Below are 18323 nucleotides of genomic sequence, written 5' to 3'. Positions count from 1 at the left end.
TAAATCTTAGTCTTCCATGTAGTTCTCGATGCTTGGGCAAGAACAAACAAGGTTACGGTCACCAAACACGTTATCGACACGGTTCACTGTTGGCCAGTATTTCGAGTCTTTGGTTTGTGCTGATGGGAAGCAAGCAAGCTCACGGCTGTAGCTGCGGTTCCACTCTGCGTCCATCATGTCAGCCTGGGTGTGAGGGGCGTTAACTAGTGGGTTGTCTTTAAGATCCCACTCGCCATCTTGAACGCGGGCAATTTCATGACGGATAGCAATCATGGCTTCACAGAAACGGTCTAGCTCAGCAATGTCTTCTGATTCCGTTGGCTCAATCATTAGCGTACCCGCAACTGGGAACGACATGGTTGGTGCGTGGAAACCGTAGTCCATTAGACGCTTAGCAACATCTTCTTCCGAGATACCCGATGCTTCTTTGATTGGACGAATGTCGATAATACATTCGTGGGCAATACGGCCGTGTGTGCCACGGTATAGCACTGGGTAGTGCGGGCGTAGACGTTCCATCACGTAGTTAGCGTTCAGGATTGCTAGTTTGGTTGCTTCCGTCAAACCTTCTTCGCCCATCATCGCGATGTAAGCGTAAGAGATAGGCAGGATTGATGCAGAACCAAGGTCTGCAGCAGAAACTGCATATTGTGGTTGGTCTGCTTCAGTGTTCTCAACATGGCCCGGTAGGAACGGAGCAAGGTGAGATTTAACACCAATAGGCCCCATACCTGGACCGCCACCACCGTGTGGGATACAGAAGGTCTTGTGCAGGTTAAGGTGAGAAACGTCAGAGCCAATGAAGCCAGGGCTAGTTAGGCCAACCTGTGCGTTCATGTTGGCACCGTCAAGGTAAACCTGACCGCCAGCTTCATGAACAAGCTCACACACTTCCTGTACGGCTTCTTCATACACACCGTGCGTAGACGGGTAGGTGATCATGATGCAAGACAGGTTGTCACGGTGTTTTTCGATCTTCGCTTTAAGATCTTCAACATCGATGTTGCCTTGATCATCACAGCCAACAACCACAACCTTCATTGAAACCATTGCCGCTGAAGCAGGGTTAGTACCGTGCGCAGAGCTTGGGATCAAACATACATTACGGTGTGAGTCGCCATTCGCTTCATGGTAACGCTGGATTGCGATAAGACCTGCGTATTCGCCCTGTGCGCCAGAGTTAGGCTGTAGCGAGAATGCGTCGTAGCCAGTGATTTCACAAAGCATCTTAGACAGGTTGTCTGCTAGCTCAGCATAACCTTTCGCTTGGTTTGCTGGTGCGAATGGGTGTAGGGCACCAAACTCAGGCCAAGTAACAGGGATCATCTCTGCAGCAGCGTTTAGCTTCATGGTACAGCTACCTAGCGGGATCATGCCGTGAGTTAGCGAGTAATCCTTGTTTTCCAGTTTCTTCATGTAACGCATCATTAGCGTTTCACTGTGGTACTTGTTGAATACTGGGTGGGTCAGGTACTGGCTTGTACGGCGGCAGCTCTCAGGAATTGCTGCAAACTCGTCGCTGGCAATATCCGCTGTGAACATTGACGCTTTCAGGTCATCGCCGCTGAATAGAGCCAGTAGCTCTTCGATGTCGGCAACCTTAGTGGTTTCGTCAATGCTGATACCTAGCTGTGAGTCGTACTTACGTAGGTTGATGCCAGCATCTAGCGCCTTGTTGTAGAACTCAGTGGTTTTCTTGCCGGTGTTCAACGTTAGGGTATCGAAGAAGCTGTCATTAGCCAGTTCGATGCCTGAGTTGCGAAGACCAGCAGCAAGAATCGCTGTTAGGTGGTGTACACGGCGGCCGATTTTGCGTAGGCCTTCTGGACCGTGGTAGAGCGCGTAGAAGGCTGCCATGTTGGCAAGTAGCGCCTGAGCGGTACAGATGTTAGAAGTCGCTTTCTCACGGCGGATATGCTGCTCGCGTGTCTGCATTGCCATACGTAGTGCTTGGTTGTCACGGGAGTCTTTAGACACACCGATAACACGACCTGGCATAGTACGTTTGTGCTTGTCTTTAGTTGCCATGAAGCCAGCGTGTGGACCACCGAAGCCCATAGGTACGCCGAAGCGCTGTGCCGAGCCGATAACTACGTCTGCGCCCATTTCACCTGGTGCTTTAAGCAGGGTAAGGGCAAGCAGGTCTGAAGCCACTGCAACCAAGGTCTTCTTGGCATGTGCAGCTTCAATAATGTCTGTTAGATCTTGTACGTTACCTGTAGTACCTGGGTATTGAACCAATGCACCGAAAACATCGTGCTGGTCAAGATCTTGGATGTCACCACGGATAATTTCGATACCGATGTAACCGGCACGAGTCAGGACAACATCGACAGTCTGAGGGTGCAAGTCGTTAGAAACAAAGAACGCCTTGCTCTTGTTTTTGCTAGCGCGCTGGCACAGGGTCATGGCTTCTGCCGCTGCTGTTGCTTCATCAAGAAGGGAAGCGTTAGCCAGTTCCATGCCCGTTAGGTCCATGATCACCTGCTGGTAATTCAGCAGTGATTCTAGACGGCCCTGTGAGATTTCAGGCTGGTAAGGGGTGTAAGCCGTGTACCAACCCGGATTTTCCAGAACGTTACGTAGGATAACGTTTGGCGTAAAGGTGTTGTAGTAACCCTGACCGATAAAGCTGCGGTTGATGATGTTTTTGCTGGCGATAGCTTTCAGAGAGGCCAGCATGTCCGCTTCGCTTTGTGGCAGGTCGAGCTGCATTGCCTGTGGTAGGCGAATTGCTGCCGGAACCGTTTCATCGATTAGCTGATCGACGCTTGATGCGCCAATGGTTTCCAGCATGATTTTTTGTTGTGCCGAATCCGGGCCATTGTGACGACCTGCAAATTCTTTATCGTCACTTAGAGCATTTAGAAGAGTCATGTCGGTCATGGTTCTTTCCTGAACAGTTACTACCTATTGCATTGAGCATATTGCAATAGTTTAGGGTCATCGAGTTGTTGAGCGAATATCTGTGTTAAATGGGCTTTCAGATGATTTACCCGAAAGCCCAGCTCAATTAGTCTTCTTCGATGGTTGCTAGGTATTTTTCAGCGTCGATCAGGTTAGAGAGTTCCTCTACATCCTGAACCTTGATTTTAGCAATCCAGCCGCCTTCGTATGGTTCTTCGTTTACAAGCTCAGGGCTGTCTTCCAGCTCTTCGTTAACTTCAACGATTTCACCCGTAATTGGCGCGTAGATATCAGATGCGGCTTTGACTGACTCAACAAGAGAGAAAGACTCGCCAGCTTCTGTTGAATCACCAACTTCTGGTAGGTCAACAAATACAACATCACCAAGCAACCCCTGAGCGTGGTCAGAGATACCCATAGTGATAGTGCCGTCACCATTGTCTCGAACCCACTCGTGGCTTTCAGCGAACTTCAGTGTATTTTCCATTTGTAACTCCTTGCGCAATCTTTCCGCAGATTTTATTAGTTGTTTCAGCGACTGGCTTTACCAGCCGCTAGGTCAAAATAAGTGTTAGTCAGTTTTATCGTTCAGCTTATTGGTAAAGAGGGAAGCGGCTGCAAAGCTTCTGAACTTGTTGCTTCACTTGCTTCTCAACGGCGCTGTTGTCTTCTGGGTTTGCTGCCAAACCATCAAGTACATCGCCGATCCACTGACCAATTTGCTTAAATTCTTCTGCACCGAAGCCGCGGCTAGTGCCAGCTGGTGTACCAAGGCGAATACCTGAAGTCACCATTGGTTTTTCCGGATCAAAAGGTATACCGTTCTTGTTACAGGTAATGCCTGCACGCTCCAGTGCTTCTTCAACTTGGTTGCCTTTTAGACCTTTCGGACGTAGGTCAACCAACATCAAATGTGTGTCGGTACCGTTAGTGACGATATCGCATCCGCGAGCTTGCAGTACTTCGGCCAAGACTTTCGCGTTGTTGATCACATTCTTGATATATAACTTAAATTCAGGCTCTAGCGCTTCACCCAACGCTACAGCTTTACCAGCAATAACATGCATTAATGGACCACCTTGAAGACCAGGGAAAACCGCAGAGTTGATCTTCTTATTGATATCTTCATGGTTGGTTAGGATCATGCCGCCACGAGGGCCTCGCAATGTTTTGTGCGTAGTTGTTGTAATAACGTGGGCATGAGGGATTGGGCTAGGGTGCTCACCAGCAGCGATAAGGCCAGCAATGTGTGCCATATCGACCATTAGGAATGCGCCAACTTCATCAGCGATAGCACGGAACTTAGCGAAATCAATTTGGCGAGGAATAGCAGAACCACCAGCAATGATCATTTTTGGCTGGCTTTCGATAGCAAGCTGACGAACCTGCTCGTAATCAATTTCACAAGTCTCTTTATCTACACCGTATTGGACTGCATCGAACCATTTACCAGAGAGAGCTGGGCGCGCACCGTGCGTTAGGTGGCCACCTGCATCAAGAGACATACCCAAAATAGTGTCGCCTGGTTGAAGCAGGGCTAGCATTACAGCGCCATTGGCTTGTGCGCCTGAGTGAGGCTGAACATTGACGTATTCACATTGGAAAAGCTGCTTAGCGCGGGCAATAGCGATGCGTTCTACTTCGTCGACATGCTCACAACCACCGTAGTAACGGCGACCTGCATAACCTTCAGCATACTTGTTAGTTAGACAGCTGCCCTGGGCCTGCATGACCGCTTTAGAGACAATGTTCTCTGATGCAATCAACTCGATCTGCTGGTTCTGGCGTGTGAGTTCTGCAGCAATGCCTGCGTTGACAGCGCCATCAACCTCAGCAAGGTGGGTTGAGAAGAACACTTCTAAATCGTGGTTTTGGTATGAAGCTTTCATTTCACGTTATCCTCTAATCGCGCTCTTAAGAAGGTCATCCCTTGTTCCGAGCCAAAGCGTGTATCGTTGTTATGGATAGTTGTAGTTACACGTTGCTGAATACCAGTAATACGCGTTGAGTAACGTATCACCCTAACAACTGCATAACATGCCTTATTATAGATAGCCGATTAAACGAAAATTTCCAATAGTGGAACATCATGTACTTTAGTAGTCACAATCTTACGCAAACGTTTGCCTTTTGCAAACTAAATTTCTAATATGATGTTAACTTTTTTCTAAAGAGTCGATGGCTGCCAACTGTATTAAAAAGGTTAAAATTGTATACCAGCCCTTGTTGCGCAAGGGGTTATGATGTTCTACAACGCATTGGCAAAGGATTTGTGATTGACGTAGTTATGCAGTTTTAAGTGAGATTCGATGCGAGGAGAGTGATTGATTTTTGCTCTGTTTCCTTTTGGAAACTAAATTTCAAATATGATGCATTGGTCATATTTTTTTTATCGATGCGCTTTTATGTTTCCGAGTTGCTATGCCAGAATGAAGTAAGTGTCGTTACCAGGGAGGGAAGTAATGAGTGACGAACAACAGGTTGATGTATATCCATCAATGACCGTCGTAAAAGAGTTTGAGTCAGACAAGGCAGATAAGATTGAGCCAATGCAATTAGGAAAGCGGCTCAAAGAAATCCGTATGGCCCACGGCCTGACGCTAGAGGAAGCCAGTAAACGTACAGGTCTTGCTCGCTCTACACTGTCTAAAATTGAAAACGAGCAAATCTCGCCGACATTTCAGGCGATGCAAAAGCTGGCTGGTGGCTTAGAGATTGATATTCCACAGCTTTTTGCACCGCCTAAGCAACTTAAAGCAACTGGGCGTAGGGACATTACACGCAAAGAGCAGGGCAAGCCACACCCTACAACAACCTATGAACATGAGCTTTTGGCAACGCAATTAACTAACAAGAAGATGATGCCTTTTAAATCAAAAGTGCGAGCACGGGCTTTTGAGGATTACTCAGATTGGATTCGTCATGATGGTGAAGAGTTCTTGTTGGTTTTGGATGGTGAGATCACGTTCTATTCAGAGTTCTATGAGCCAGTGAATTTAAGCGAAGGTGATTCTGTTTATTACGATGCCAACATGGGTCATATGCTGACATCGGTCAGTGAAGACGATGCTTTGATTTTGTGGGTCACAGCCTCTTAAGTGACCTTGTCACTTTTTGGTGTGGAGAGCGAGCGGCCAAGGAATTGTTTTGAACAATAAACAGTTTTATCTGCTGTCTTTTCGCATGGTGATTGAATGCCAATATTATGGCTGCTGATTGTTAATCTTATTGAGTGTTTTAACAATTGGTGGCTGGGCACTTAAGAAGAGGAGCTTATTGTGAGGCTCCTTTTATTTTGAAAAAGTGTTAACCCAAGATTATTTACCTATGGTTCAAATGTGTGATGTGGCACGGTTTGAATGATAGGAAACTTTGTTTACTATAAGAAACCATGTATAACATGGTTGTAACAGCTGATATGGAGTATCGCCGCATTGCTCGCGGTGTATGGAGTAAAATCGTATGTCACAAGAATTACTGGTAACACCACTACACGCACTACACATTGAGATGGGCGCCAAAATGGTTCCTTTCGCTGGTTATGATATGCCGGTTCAGTATGCGCTAGGTGTACGTAAAGAACATATCCATTGCCGTGAGTCGGCTGGTCTATTCGATGTTTCTCACATGGGGCAACTTCGCCTGCACGGTGCAAATGCTGCAAAAGCTATTGAGGCTCTTGTACCTGTTGATATCATCGACCTGCCTGAAGGCAAGCAGCGTTATGCGTTCTTCACAAACGAGCAGGGTGGCATTCTTGACGACCTGATGGTGACAAACTTTGGTGATCACCTGTTTGTCGTTGTGAACGCGGCATGTAAAGAACAAGACATTGCCCATATCAAAGCGCACCTACCTGAAGATGTCACACTAGAAATTATTGAAGACCGCGCCTTGCTAGCACTACAAGGTCCTAAGGCGGCACAGGTTTTGGCTCGTTTGAACCCAACTGTTAGCGACATGATTTTCATGGATGCTGCAAAAGTTGAATTGTTGGGGGTTGAGTGCCTAGTTAGCCGTTCTGGTTACACTGGCGAAGATGGCTATGAAATTTCAGTTCCAGCTGATAAAGCAGACGCGCTAGCCCGTGAATTGCTTGGCCAAGAAGAAGTAGAGTGGATTGGCCTTGGTGCTCGTGACTCGCTTCGCCTTGAGTGTGGTCTATGCCTGTATGGTCACGATATTGATACGACAACAACGCCAGTTGAAGGCAGCTTGTTGTGGGGTATTAGCAAGCCTCGCCGTGCCGATGGTGAGCGTGCTGGTGGCTTCCCTGGTGCTGATATCATTCTTGAGCAGATCAAAACAAAAGATGTTGCTCGTAAGCGTGTTGGTTTGGTTGGTCAATCAAAGGCTCCTGTACGTGAAGGTAGCAAGTTGTTTGATGCTGATGATAATGAAATCGGCATTGTTACCTCTGGTACTTTTGGCCCAACGAAAGGTGCACCAGTAGCGATGGGTTATGTCAAAACAGACCTCGCTGTTATCGGTACTGAGATTTTCGCTGAAGTGCGTGGCAAAAAGCTACCGATGACAGTAGAAAAAATGCCATTCGTTCCACAAAACTACTACCGTGGTTAATCAAGTAACCGTCAGTAATGCATTGATATCCTAAGATTTCATTGCATATCTCTAAAGGGGCTATCTAGGCCCCTTTTTTTGTCTCAAAGTCAGGTTGGAAAAGTACGCTGAAATCAACTTTGCTTTAAGTAGGGCGATGCCAACTAAGCAGGGGTTGATATGCAAAAGGGTTGCTTACTTAAGAATCGTGCTTCGAGATATATCTCGACGGTTGCTTTTACGATGGTGATGTCATTCAGCGTGTCCGCCGAATCATTACTGATGGGGTTTGACGAGTATATGGATAGGTGCATGTCTTCTTTTGGCCAAGACAAGGTTACCCGTTCCGTCTGTGAGAATCAGTACAAGGCCATTGAGCAAAAAGAGCAGGAAATTTTTGCTCAAACCAATGATTTAAATAATGAGAATTGGCTCGAAGAAAATAAAAAAGATGACAAATTAAGTGATCAAAATTAATAGCGAAATATCACTTGTTAATAAGAAATATTTGTTGGATTAATCATTTTTATTAATTCAATAAATATTTTTGAGTCCCGTCTTGTCAATTCTGAACACAACCTGTCTGTTGGTGATATTTATTGGTAAATTTACATTGGTTGTCAGCGATTCTTAAGTTGCCTGTGGTTTGGGTTCTGTTTTTTTGTCTTTATAACAGTGGTTTAGTTGTAACTCTCGTTGTTTCAGACGTTTGGTTAATCTATCGGCTGTGATTTAACTGTTCAGCTTATATTTAGCCGATAGGCGTACTATCACTAAGGTAAATTAATCAATTAATGGAAGCTGTTTTATCCTTCGCTTGTTAAGAAGCATCAGGCTTTCATTAAACCTTGTGAGTATATGGTTATGCGGCATTATTTGACTAAGTTTCCATTGTTTGTACGTGAGCAATTAAATATGCGAGAAATGTTATTCGAGATCCTGTTAGCGATCGTAGCAATAGCAGCGGCAATTGGCTTGTTTACCGCTGCTGTAATGGCCTAGTTCTTTGATTCTCCCTCTAGCGTCACTGTTGGTAGCATGACGCAGACTTCAACACCCAGATTATCTTTACGATTCCTCATCAGAATCTTTCCTTGATGATAGTCAGTAATCAAACGAGCGATGAACAGCCCAAGCCCTAAGTGGGGTTTGCTTTGCTGGTTTTGAGTACGAACGGATACCATTGAGTTCAGTAACTGATCGCCCATATTTTCCGGAAGCAGTGGACCCTTATTACTGACTATCAGACAAGCTTGGTTATTTTGTTGTGACAATGTCACGTTGATCGGTTGATCATTTTGGCTAAAATCGACGGCGTTTGAAATAAGCTTGTCGAGTAACTGGGCCAAGTAGTCTGGCGCGCCATCAATCATGACAGGACGTGTTCCTGTATCCACACTAAATAGTTGTTTTTCATAGGCCATTTGATAGCCCTGCATGCAGCCAACAACCAACTCGTTAAATGGGAATATTTCTTTTTCCGCGCCTTGCAGGCTTTGTTCAATCCGTGTTGCTTCTGTCATGCTCGACAAAATAGTATTTAGCCTTTGAACGCCTTCCTGCGCTCTATCTATGTAGCGCTTGGCATCTTCGTCTTGCTCGTGCATGGCGAGGTTTTCAATGGAAGACCGAACAACTGCGACAGGCGTCCGTAATTCATGGGACAGTCGAGAGGAAAGGTTCTCGAGATAATGGTTATACTGGCCCAGCCGATTAACCATACCCGCTAAACTACGGCTAAGATCGCCAATCTCATCGCTGTCGCTTGTCGCAGTGATCGTATGTTGAATCTTTCCTTGGCTATCGATTGCACTCTCAGCTTCGTTTCTGAGTTTTCTTATACGGCGAGAGATATTTGAAGCAAACAAGAAGAGTGTAAGTGTACCAACCACAATAATGGCGAAAAGTGCATTGAGTAACTTCTCAAGGGCTCGGTTACGCAATGTCTGGATGCCAATGGTCGACTCTTCTGCGACTACTGCACCCATTACGTTTTCACCTAGCCAGATCGGGTAGGCGGCAGCCAATATCATTGCGTTGCCATCACTTGAACGACGCCAATGTGAATAGCCTCGGCCTTGTAGTGCTTGTGAGATATGTACGCCTTCAACCTTGGCTGCATCTTTTAGCGAGTCCTGGAATTCAGTAGGTTCGTTGATGAGGTAGCGATAGTAGAGGGGGTGAAGCCACTTTTGTTCTAATGCCGCCCACCAGGAATCATTGTCATCGCTATATTTTACCGATGATGACCATACGCCATTGGAATCTTGGATATCGCCTGTTTGGGCTAATATGCGCTGGTGCCGGTCTATTACCCAGATACGAGAACTGGTATGACCCATACCTTTGAGGATATTTTCGATCTCTGGTGAAGGAATAAGTACGGTGCCAAGTTTGCTGAGTTGGTTGGTATTTGAGGTACCAATAATCGTCTCGATCTCGCGGTTGCTGGTGTTGTTAACATCATAAAATGCAAAGCCAAGTTTGCTTCCTAACATTTCCAGAGGAATACGCAGTTCGATGTTGTAGCCACTGTCGGTAGAATGCCAATACCCCTGTATTTGGCTTTCTAGGGTTAAGTCTGCGGGGTTGGAAATATCCCCATTAATTTGCCAGGCATTAAACCAACCGTCTTCATATACAGAGATGACATATCGTTGGAAATCACCTTTGGGCGTTGTCATGGCTATGATCATATGGTCGTTACGGTCGACCCTCGATGATCCTTTCCTTCGTAAGACAGGCTTTTTGTCATTCACTTCAAACATCGCGTAGAGGTAACCCTCATATTTACCGACCATATGATTGAAGTGAATGCTGGTCCTTTGATATGGCCATCGACTAAATTGAACATATTCACGGCCATAGTGGACTACCTGCTCGGAGTAGTCCGCCCAGTCATTTATTTGGCCATCGAGTTTTATCGCTGATGTCAGTTCGTAGGCATATAAATCACGCCCTTTTTGTACCGACTGTAGAAAGCTAGCTTGGTCGCTAAATAGGTTAGGACGCTCATTGAGTGCAGTTGCTACAGCTCTTGTAGTCCCCACCAAGGTTTGCTCCTGGCCTTGGCGAAGTAACTTTTCCATCTCGAGAATGTAGTTATAGCCAATCCAAGGTAAGGTCAGCAGCAAACATGCAATTAGGGTGATTTTTGAACGTAGGCCAAATGTTGGCTTGAGTTTTGGTCGTTCGAAATGTGTCAGTTTGGTTTTTAATCTTGTGAGCATTAAGACCCCCAGCGGTAGCCCATGCCATAAACGGTATTGATGCAGTCGAAATTAGTGTCAAACTGCATGAACTTCTTACGGATACGCTTGATGTGTGAAGTAATGGTACTGTCATCAACCACAACTTGGGCTTCATCCATTAAATCATGCCGGCTTTTCACATGGCCGGGACGTTTGGCAAGGGCATAGACCATCCAAAATTCGGTCACTGTCAGCTCTACAAGGTTTTGTTGCCAGAATACCTGCATCTTATTTTTGTCGATGGACAGATCCCCATGCTGAATAAGATCGACTTTCTCAGTCGGTTGTTGCATTAAATCACTACGACGAAACAAGGCTGCAATGCGGGCAATCAAATGTGGCAGGCTGATATCCTTAGTGAGGTAGTCGTCAGCCCCCATGCGTAATCCACATACCGTATCAAAATCGCTGTCCCGTGCTGTGAGAAAAATGATAGGCAAGGTTGGTGATAAGGCTCGTAGAGACTGGCAAAGGGTAAAACCACCGTCAATTTCATCCTGCAAGCCAATATCAATAATGGCCAAATCTGGCAGTTCATTTTCGAAGGCTACTTGTGCGTCTGGGCGGTTGTCATAACCTAGGACATCGTAGCCATGCTTTTTTAGTACATCGATGTAGTTTTCACGGATGGCTTTTTCATCTTCGACAATGACAATTTTTTTCATGGCTTATTACCTATACCGCCGGCGGTTGAATATTGTGAACAGTGTTTATGCTGTGACTATACAACAATCTAGCTGATAGAAAAGGCTTGTAGAGGCAATCGGGTCAATTGCCATTTTTTTGCCACAATTGATCATGACATTGCCTTTTTTTGCGCCCTGATTCGCCAGATCGGCTTGCTTTAATAACCTCATCAAAACGAAACAGCGACGCAAACCATGAGTCGCAAGCAAGACACTTGATGAGGACATCACAATGAAAAAGCAGCTTATCTCAACACTAATCGCAACAACGCTTGTAGCATCTTTGGTTTCTCCAATCGCAACTGCCAATGACAACATGGACGATAGCTACAAAGTGGGTGAGCAAGAACAGCTAATTGGTTTGGGCTCAGGTGCAGCCTTTGGTGCCATTGTTGGTGGCCCGGTCGGTGCGGTTGTTGGTGCTATGGTTGGTGGCATTGTTGGTACAGCAGTCGGCCAAGACGAACAAATCAAAGCGCAAGACGCCGAACTGGGTGAGTTGGTCACCCGAAATACCGAACTGGAGCGTATCAGCCGTAAGTACAACCAAGCCCAAATCGAGATTGCCCGTCTCGAACAAGATAAATATGACTTGCTAAACCATCAAGATCGTCAACTTGATCTGGCGCTAGAAATGAATGTTCATTTCAGAACAGGTTCTGCCGAGATCGAGCCTCTATTCAAAGTCCAACTCGATGAAATCGCCGAGATCATGAAGCAAGCGCCAGATATCCGCTGGGAGCTATCTGGCTACTCTGACCGCCGAGGCAGTAGTGAACGAAACCTTGCGCTTTCAGAGCTTAGAGTTGAAGCCGTTCGAAATTATCTGGAGTCACAAGGTGTCGAGAGCGTACAGCTTTTTGCAAGTGCTTATGGTGACCAAGAGCCACTTAAGCATGAACAAAACTTCGAAGGTGACTTCTTCGATCGTCGGGTGACCTTGCGCAGCTCAAATGACAATGTCAGCACGGCCAAAAGTCACTAAGGGGTAAGTGAATGACGGAACAACAGAAAATGAACGTCAAAGAGGAGGCACCGAGCTGGGTGCTTTCCTTCCTGATAACGCTTTTGCTTACCATGCAATTAACGGTTAGGGCAGATGATATTACCGCCCAAAAGATAGACATTATGGATGGCGATACACTTTATGCCTGGGATGAAAACTGGCTGGCAGTTGATACAGAGCAGCACATTCACCAGTTACCAAATAAAGCTGATAGTGCGCTGGTACAGCCAAAAAAGGTAGGGCAGCAATGATGGATAGCATCGTTTGGTACGAACTGTTCCTCAAAGTCTCACTGCTTCACTTTAGCCTTATCTATTGCTGATTAATTAGCTGAAACATTAAAGGAGGAAACGGAACCGGAGAGAGTAATGATATGTGGCATAAACGCTCGCCCTAACGTGGAGATGATCACTGGAGGGCGAGCTTATGTGGTTAAAGGATCTGCTTTAGCCTGTCTTGAACCACTTCGACCAAAAGGTCGGGCTGGAATTTAGAGATAAAACGGTCACATCCTACTTTTTTTACCATCGCCTCATTGAAATTGCCGCTCAACGAGGTGTTCAAAGCAATATGTAAGTCTCTCATTCTTGGGTCGTTACGAATTTCATGGGTCAGCTTGTAGCCATCCATTTCAGGCATTTCAGCATCGGTGAACATCATAAGCAGTTCTTCATTGAGGTTGAGGCCTTTATCACACCAACTTCTCAGCAAATTAAATGCCTGTAAACCGTTATGGGCTTCAATGACTTCTACACCTAATTGTGACAAGGTTTCCCTTATTTGCGTACGAGCTGTGGATGAGTCATCGACAATCAGAACTCTTCGCCCCTGAAAGTGATTAATCAGCGAAGCATCAAGGACTTCCTGTGAAATTTTCGTGTCGTAATCAACAATTTCTGCCAGCACTTTTTCAACATCAATGATGCTGACCAAGCGATCCACTTTATCTTTCTTGATTTTTGTTATGGCTGTTAGGTAGTTGTTTTTACCAACCTGACTAGGGGGCGGCTGAATATCTTGCCAGGTCATGTTCATAATGTTCATCACTTGGCCCACTAAGAATGCCTGCACCGAACGGTTGTATTCGGTAATGATGATATTACTTTCTTCCTCGCAATCGCCTGCCCTCATGCCAATCGCCCTGCGCAAATCAATAACAGGTATTGAAGTACCACGAATATTGGCAACACCACTGATGTTAGGGTGGGAGCCCGGTAGCTTGTTCAAACGGGGCAGTTTGACGACTTCTTTTACCTTGAACACATTAATGGCGAACAACTGTGAGGTGTGGAGCCGGAAGATGAGTAGCTCTAAGCGGTTTTCGCCCACAAGATTTGTTCGCAGGTCAACAGAGTCGAGAATATTGGTCATTAAGTGTGCAGGGGATTAGTAATATCAAATTTATCAATATATTACCTCACTGTCATGGTCTTGTCTAAGTCAGTGTTATTGGTAGCAATAAAAAGCTAGAACAGATCCGATCTCATTAAATAATTTACAAAATAAATACCCGAAATGTTTCAAATCAAAGATTTTGATTCTGCAGGGAGATAGTCTGACCTAATAACTAAAAAAGATGATCGACTAAACCCAATATAAAACTACTGGTTATCATCCTGAGCGTTGTGCTGCTTCTCCCTATGAATAAGAAGTTAGCTATTTAAAGAGCCTGTGAAACTCATAATAAAGGCACAGCGCCAGCAACAGCAAAGAGGCAACTATGAGCAATGTCACGATAGACGGTCAGGTTCTGGCTACTGACGGTCAATTGTCAATTCTTGAGCTCGCTCAACAGTTCGAGATTGAAATCCCATCTCTGTGTGGGCTAAACAAAAACGGTGAAAAAGTACCATGTGATTTGTGTGTGGTAGATATAGAAGGCCAAGGTATTCAGCGAGCGTGTGAAGTGACTGCCACACCTGAAATGGTGATCACTACGCAAAGTGAAGTACTCTCTGAACGCCGTCGCCAATCACTTAACCGTATTATGTCAGATCACTATGCAGACTGTGAGGCGCCTTGCCAAACCGCATGTCCTGCTGGTGTCGATATTCAGTCCTATCTTTACCATATTTCCCAAAATGACCATCAGAAAGCGGTAGAGGTGATCAAACGCACCTTACCAATGCCGTTATCTATCGGTCGTGTTTGTCCTGCATTCTGTGAGACTGAATGTCGCCGTGGTATTGTCGATGAGCCTATCGCAATCCGCCAATTGAAGCGTCACGCTGCAGATATTGATCTTGAAGCCCAAGAGCAATATGTACCAGTGCGAAAAGCTGACAAGGGTAAGAACGTTGCCATTATCGGTAGTGGACCGGGTGGTTTGAGCTGTGGTTACTACCTTAGCAATGAGGGTTACAACGTCACCGTTTTTGAGTCGATGCCAAAAGCGGGTGGTTGGCTGCGTTATGGTATTCCTGAATACCGCCTTCCAAAAGCGATTCTTGATAAAGAAATTGAGCTTATTTGCCGTAATGGTATGAAGGTAGAAACTAACACCAAACTAGGTAAAGACTTCTTGTTGTCTGAGCTGACTACACAGTATGACGCTGTTTGTTTGGCTGTAGGTGCATCCCAAGCGGTTGAAATGAACTACCCAGGTAGTGATCAAGACGGTTGCTACCTAGGTGTTGATTACCTGAAAGATTATGTCACGACGCAAAACTACACCACAGGTAAGAAAGTAGCGGTTATTGGTGGTGGTAACACCGCGATTGACTGTGCGCGTACCGCTGTACGTGCTGGTGCGGATACCACACTTATTTACCGTCGTACTCGTGACGAAATGCCAGCCGAAGATTATGAAATTGTTGAAGCTGAGCATGAAGGGGTGAAGTTCCACTTCCTGACCAATCCGGTTGAAAACATTGCTGATAGCAATGGCCGAGTGACAGAAATTAAACTGGAAAAAATGGCTCTGGGAGAGCCGGATGCATCTGGCCGCCGCCGTCCAGAAGCTACTGGCGAGTACTTTGTCGAGCATTTTGATACTGTAATTTCTGCGGTATCGCAAAAGCCAGATCTGTCTTTCCTAGACAATGACTCAATTGAACTACCTGTTACACGCTGGCTCACCCTAGAGTCAAATGACGACACCATGCACTCTGGTGTGGAAAACATCTTCAGCATTGGCGACTTCCGCCGTGGTCCTGCGACCGCTATTGAAGCCGTTGCTGATGGCCGTGTTGCTGCAGAAGCTATCGACCGTTTCTTCAATGGCGATATGGAGCATATTCCTGTTAAGCCATACAATTCGCAGAAGGCAGCCAAAGTTAAAGACGTGGATCCTAAACAGTTTGAAGGGATCCAAAAGGCTATGCGTTCGATCATGCCGGAGTTGACCTGCGAACAGCGCCAGTTGAACTTTGCTGAGGTCGAGACCGGTTTCATCAATGAAGAAGCCATGCGTGAAGCTGCTCGTTGTCTTGAGTGTGGTTGCCAGGCGAACACAGACTGTAAACTGCGTGATTTTGCGACTGAATATAAGGTCGACAAAGACGAGTTGGATATGTCCAGCTGCCAGAAGTTTGCTGTCGATGACAGCTCTGAATTTATCGTCTTCGATGCTAACCGTTGTATCAGCTGTGGCCAATGTGTCGACACCTGTAATAACAAAGCCGTTCACGGTGTACTGAGCTTCATGAAGGACGATGCGGGCAACAGCGCCAAACGTCCGGAATGCCGTCCAGGCTTTGAAAATGGCTACAATATGGGCGACTCCAACTGTGTGCAATGTGGTGCTTGTGTACAGGTATGTCCTACGGGCGCATTAACAGATGCCCGTGATAAGTCTCAGGGCCGTATCGAAATGCTCAAGCCGGTAGATACAATTTGTACCTACTGTGGTGTGGGCTGTAAGGTCACTATGTATGTGGATGAACTGACTGATAAGATCCGCTACGTACAAGGTGCGAAAGATTCACCAGTGAACCAAGGCATGCTGTGTGTGAAAGGGCGTTTTGGCTTTGACTTTGTCCAAAGCGAAGAGCGTTTGAGCCAACCTTTGATCCGTAAAGACGGCGAACTGCAACCGGCAAGTTGGGAAGAAGCGATTTCACTTATTGCCGATAAGTTCTCTTCTATTAAGAAAGAGTCGGGCGGTAATGCACTGGCTGGTTTCTCTTCAGCGAAAACCACCAATGAAGATAATTTCGCTTTCCAGAAATTCATCCGCCGTGAATTTGGTACCAACAACGTCGACCACTGTGCTCGTTTGTGTCATTCCACAACCGTGACCGGCCTTGAAGCATCACTGGGTAGTGGTGCGATGACTAACGATATTCCGAGTATTGCCCACTCTGATCTGATCTTCATTATTGGTTCAGACACGACGTCAGCTCACCCAATTATTGCCTCGCACATCAAGCAAGTGCTTCGCAAGGGATCTGCTCGTCTGGTCGTCGCCGATCCGAAGAAAGTGGATATTGCTGACCACGCTGAGCTATATGTCGCACACCGCCCGGGTACAGACGTGATGTTGCTCAACGGTATTATGCAGCAAATCATCAAGAATGGCTGGCAAGATCAGAGCTACATCGAACAGCGTGTCGAGGGTTATGAAAACCTTAAAGCTGAGGTTATGAGTGACGCTTACGCGCCTGATAAAGTCGAGCTGGTTACTGGTGTTAAGCAAGCGGATTTGATTAAGCTGGCAGAGGCAATCGGTACAGCTAAACGCACTGCGATTTACTATTCAATGGGTATCACCCAGCATACAACGGGCCACGATAACGTGCGTTCAATTGCTAACCTGCAATTGTTGTGTGGCAACATTGGTATTGAGGGCGGCGGTATCAACCCACTTCGTGGTCAGTCGAATGTTCAAGGTGCTTGTGACATGGGGGCTCTGCCTTGGGATTTCCCTGGCTATCAGAAGGTGACCAATAAAGAAGCGCATGCCAAGTTTGCCAAAGCATGGGATCGCGCAGACTTGTCTGCTGAACTTGGTTTGACACTGACTGAGATCATCGATGCAGCCTGTAAGAGGGAAGTACGCGGCTTATACGTAATGGGTGAGAACCCGGTACTGAGTGACCCAGATCAGAAGCACGTGCTGGAAGGTATTGATAAGCTCGACTTCTTGGTGGTGCAGGATATCTTCATGACAGAAACCGCGCAGCTGGCAGATGTCGTACTCCCTGCTTATTCTTTTGCAGAGAAAGCGGGTCACTTTACCAATACCGAACGTCGTGTTCAGCGCTTGAACCCAGCTGTTAAAGCGCCGGGGCTTGCAATGGAAGATTGGCAGATTATCCAAAATATCGCTAATGCCATGGGCAGTGATTGGGCATATCAGTCGGTTGAGGACATTACTGCCGAAATTAATGCGCTAACACCGCAATATGCCGGTATTACTTGGGACCGTGTAGGTAAAGATGGCCTGCAGTGGCCGTGCCGTGATGAAAACCATCCTGGTACCCGTGTGATGCACCAAGAGAAATTTGTCCGTGGTGAAAAAGCAGAAATGGCTGCCATACCTTTCTTGTATGCCGCTGAGCTTCCGGATGACGAGTATCCAATGGTGCTTTCAACGGGCCGATTGTTGGAGCAGTTCCATACCGGAACCATGACACGTAAAACAAAAGGCTTGGATAATCTTGCAGGCCCAAGGGTGATGATTTCTGTATTTGATGCAGAGCGGTTAGGTGTGTCAAATGGCGAGATGCTGACTCTATCAACCCGACGGGGTTCGATTAATGCACCGGCATTTGTTACTAAGCGAATTCAACCCAATGTTGTCTTCGTACCATTCCACTTTGCGGAATCAGCGGCAAACAAACTGACGGTTACAGCCACAGACCCATACGCCAAGATCCCTGAGTTCAAGGTCGCAGCAGTAAGGGTTGAGAAAGCGTTAGAGCTTGTAGAATAAGCCTAATTAGCTAGAAATATTCAAAAAGCACTCATTTT

Annotated in this window: 12 protein-coding genes; 6 read left to right on the top strand and 6 right to left on the bottom strand. The window is 46.2% G+C overall.

Annotated features, from left to right (window positions below):
* Positions 1 to 6: 6 nt before the first annotated feature.
* From gcvP to BIZ37_RS03205, 3 genes are all read right to left on the bottom strand, one after another.
* Complete coding sequence (gene gcvP / locus BIZ37_RS03215; protein ID WP_187460275.1) at positions 7 to 2886, bottom strand: aminomethyl-transferring glycine dehydrogenase; 2880 nt, start codon at positions 2884 to 2886, stop codon at positions 7 to 9.
* Between the two features lie 127 nt (positions 2887 to 3013).
* A complete protein-coding gene (gene gcvH / locus BIZ37_RS03210; RefSeq protein WP_107296676.1) occupies positions 3014 to 3394 on the bottom strand; it encodes a glycine cleavage system protein GcvH in 381 nt (126 codons plus the stop codon).
* A 106-nt stretch (positions 3395 to 3500) separates the two neighbouring features.
* Entirely contained in the window at positions 3501 to 4796 is a 1296-nt protein-coding gene (locus BIZ37_RS03205; protein ID WP_107296675.1) for a serine hydroxymethyltransferase, read from the bottom strand.
* A gap of 573 nt (positions 4797 to 5369) precedes the next feature.
* Here BIZ37_RS03205 and BIZ37_RS03200 point away from each other — a divergent pair.
* The 3 genes from BIZ37_RS03200 (at position 5370) to BIZ37_RS03190 (ending at position 7944) form a co-directional block, all read left to right on the top strand.
* Positions 5370 to 6005, top strand: coding sequence for a helix-turn-helix domain-containing protein (locus BIZ37_RS03200; protein WP_107296674.1), 636 nt, complete (start codon positions 5370 to 5372; stop codon positions 6003 to 6005).
* A 364-nt stretch (positions 6006 to 6369) separates the two neighbouring features.
* Positions 6370 to 7488, top strand: coding sequence for a glycine cleavage system aminomethyltransferase GcvT (gene gcvT, locus BIZ37_RS03195; RefSeq protein ID WP_187460274.1), 1119 nt, complete (start codon positions 6370 to 6372; stop codon positions 7486 to 7488).
* 291 nt (positions 7489 to 7779) lie between these two features.
* Positions 7780 to 7944 carry a hypothetical protein gene (locus BIZ37_RS03190; RefSeq protein WP_187460273.1) on the top strand — a complete coding sequence of 55 codons (165 nt, stop codon included), beginning with the start codon at positions 7780 to 7782 and terminating at the stop codon, positions 7942 to 7944.
* Between the two features lie 521 nt (positions 7945 to 8465).
* Here BIZ37_RS03190 and pdsS read toward each other — a convergent pair.
* Together pdsS and pdsR are read right to left on the bottom strand one after the other, a co-directional pair.
* Complete coding sequence (pdsS, locus tag BIZ37_RS03185) at positions 8466 to 10697, bottom strand: proteobacterial dedicated sortase system histidine kinase (protein WP_187460272.1); 2232 nt, start codon at positions 10695 to 10697, stop codon at positions 8466 to 8468.
* Positions 10697 to 11383 carry a proteobacterial dedicated sortase system response regulator gene (gene pdsR / locus BIZ37_RS03180; RefSeq protein ID WP_187460271.1) on the bottom strand — a complete coding sequence of 229 codons (687 nt, stop codon included), beginning with the start codon at positions 11381 to 11383 and terminating at the stop codon, positions 10697 to 10699. Before pdsR ends, pdsS begins: the two co-directional genes overlap by 1 nt.
* 253 nt (positions 11384 to 11636) lie before the next feature.
* Here pdsR and pdsO point away from each other — a divergent pair, with 253 nt between their 5' ends.
* Positions 11637 to 12389 carry a sortase-associated OmpA-like protein PdsO gene (gene pdsO, locus BIZ37_RS03175; RefSeq protein ID WP_187460270.1) on the top strand — a complete coding sequence of 251 codons (753 nt, stop codon included), beginning with the start codon at positions 11637 to 11639 and terminating at the stop codon, positions 12387 to 12389.
* 11 nt (positions 12390 to 12400) lie between these two features.
* A complete protein-coding gene (locus BIZ37_RS03170; protein WP_187460269.1) occupies positions 12401 to 12661 on the top strand; it encodes a hypothetical protein in 261 nt (86 codons plus the stop codon).
* Positions 12662 to 12842: 181 nt separating this feature from the next.
* On the opposite strand, the gene BIZ37_RS03165 is transcribed toward BIZ37_RS03170, so the two are convergent.
* Positions 12843 to 13781, bottom strand: a complete 939-nt coding sequence (locus BIZ37_RS03165) for a chemotaxis protein CheV (protein ID WP_187460268.1) — start codon at positions 13779 to 13781, stop codon at positions 12843 to 12845.
* Between the two features lie 349 nt (positions 13782 to 14130).
* On the opposite strand from BIZ37_RS03165, the gene fdhF reads away from it, so the two are divergent.
* Complete coding sequence (fdhF, locus tag BIZ37_RS03160) at positions 14131 to 18285, top strand: formate dehydrogenase subunit alpha (RefSeq protein WP_187460267.1); 4155 nt, start codon at positions 14131 to 14133, stop codon at positions 18283 to 18285.
* The last annotated feature ends 38 nt before the right edge of the window (positions 18286 to 18323 follow it).

This window comes from Photobacterium sp. BZF1, from assembly GCF_014349205.1.
Lineage (GTDB): Bacteria > Pseudomonadota > Gammaproteobacteria > Enterobacterales > Vibrionaceae > Photobacterium.
The sequence above is the reverse complement of the archived record's forward strand: the minus strand, read 5'-3'. Positions and strand labels throughout refer to the sequence as shown.

What these genes read in the sequence shown, in the direction of transcription:
- gcvP (WP_187460275.1), bottom strand. Translation starts at nt 2,886, where the DNA reads ATGACCGACATGACTCTTCTAAATGCTCTAAGTGACGATAAAGAATTT.
- gcvH (WP_107296676.1), bottom strand. Translation starts at nt 3,394, where the DNA reads ATGGAAAATACACTGAAGTTCGCTGAAAGCCACGAGTGGGTTCGAGAC.
- BIZ37_RS03205 (WP_107296675.1), bottom strand. Translation starts at nt 4,796, where the DNA reads ATGAAAGCTTCATACCAAAACCACGATTTAGAAGTGTTCTTCTCAACC.
- BIZ37_RS03200 (WP_107296674.1), top strand. Translation starts at nt 5,370, where the DNA reads ATGAGTGACGAACAACAGGTTGATGTATATCCATCAATGACCGTCGTA.
- gcvT (WP_187460274.1), top strand. Translation starts at nt 6,370, where the DNA reads ATGTCACAAGAATTACTGGTAACACCACTACACGCACTACACATTGAG.
- BIZ37_RS03190 (WP_187460273.1), top strand. Translation starts at nt 7,780, where the DNA reads ATGTCTTCTTTTGGCCAAGACAAGGTTACCCGTTCCGTCTGTGAGAAT.
- pdsS (WP_187460272.1), bottom strand. Translation starts at nt 10,697, where the DNA reads ATGCTCACAAGATTAAAAACCAAACTGACACATTTCGAACGACCAAAA.
- pdsR (WP_187460271.1), bottom strand. Translation starts at nt 11,383, where the DNA reads ATGAAAAAAATTGTCATTGTCGAAGATGAAAAAGCCATCCGTGAAAAC.
- pdsO (WP_187460270.1), top strand. Translation starts at nt 11,637, where the DNA reads ATGAAAAAGCAGCTTATCTCAACACTAATCGCAACAACGCTTGTAGCA.
- BIZ37_RS03170 (WP_187460269.1), top strand. Translation starts at nt 12,401, where the DNA reads ATGACGGAACAACAGAAAATGAACGTCAAAGAGGAGGCACCGAGCTGG.
- BIZ37_RS03165 (WP_187460268.1), bottom strand. Translation starts at nt 13,781, where the DNA reads ATGACCAATATTCTCGACTCTGTTGACCTGCGAACAAATCTTGTGGGC.
- fdhF (WP_187460267.1), top strand. Translation starts at nt 14,131, where the DNA reads ATGAGCAATGTCACGATAGACGGTCAGGTTCTGGCTACTGACGGTCAA.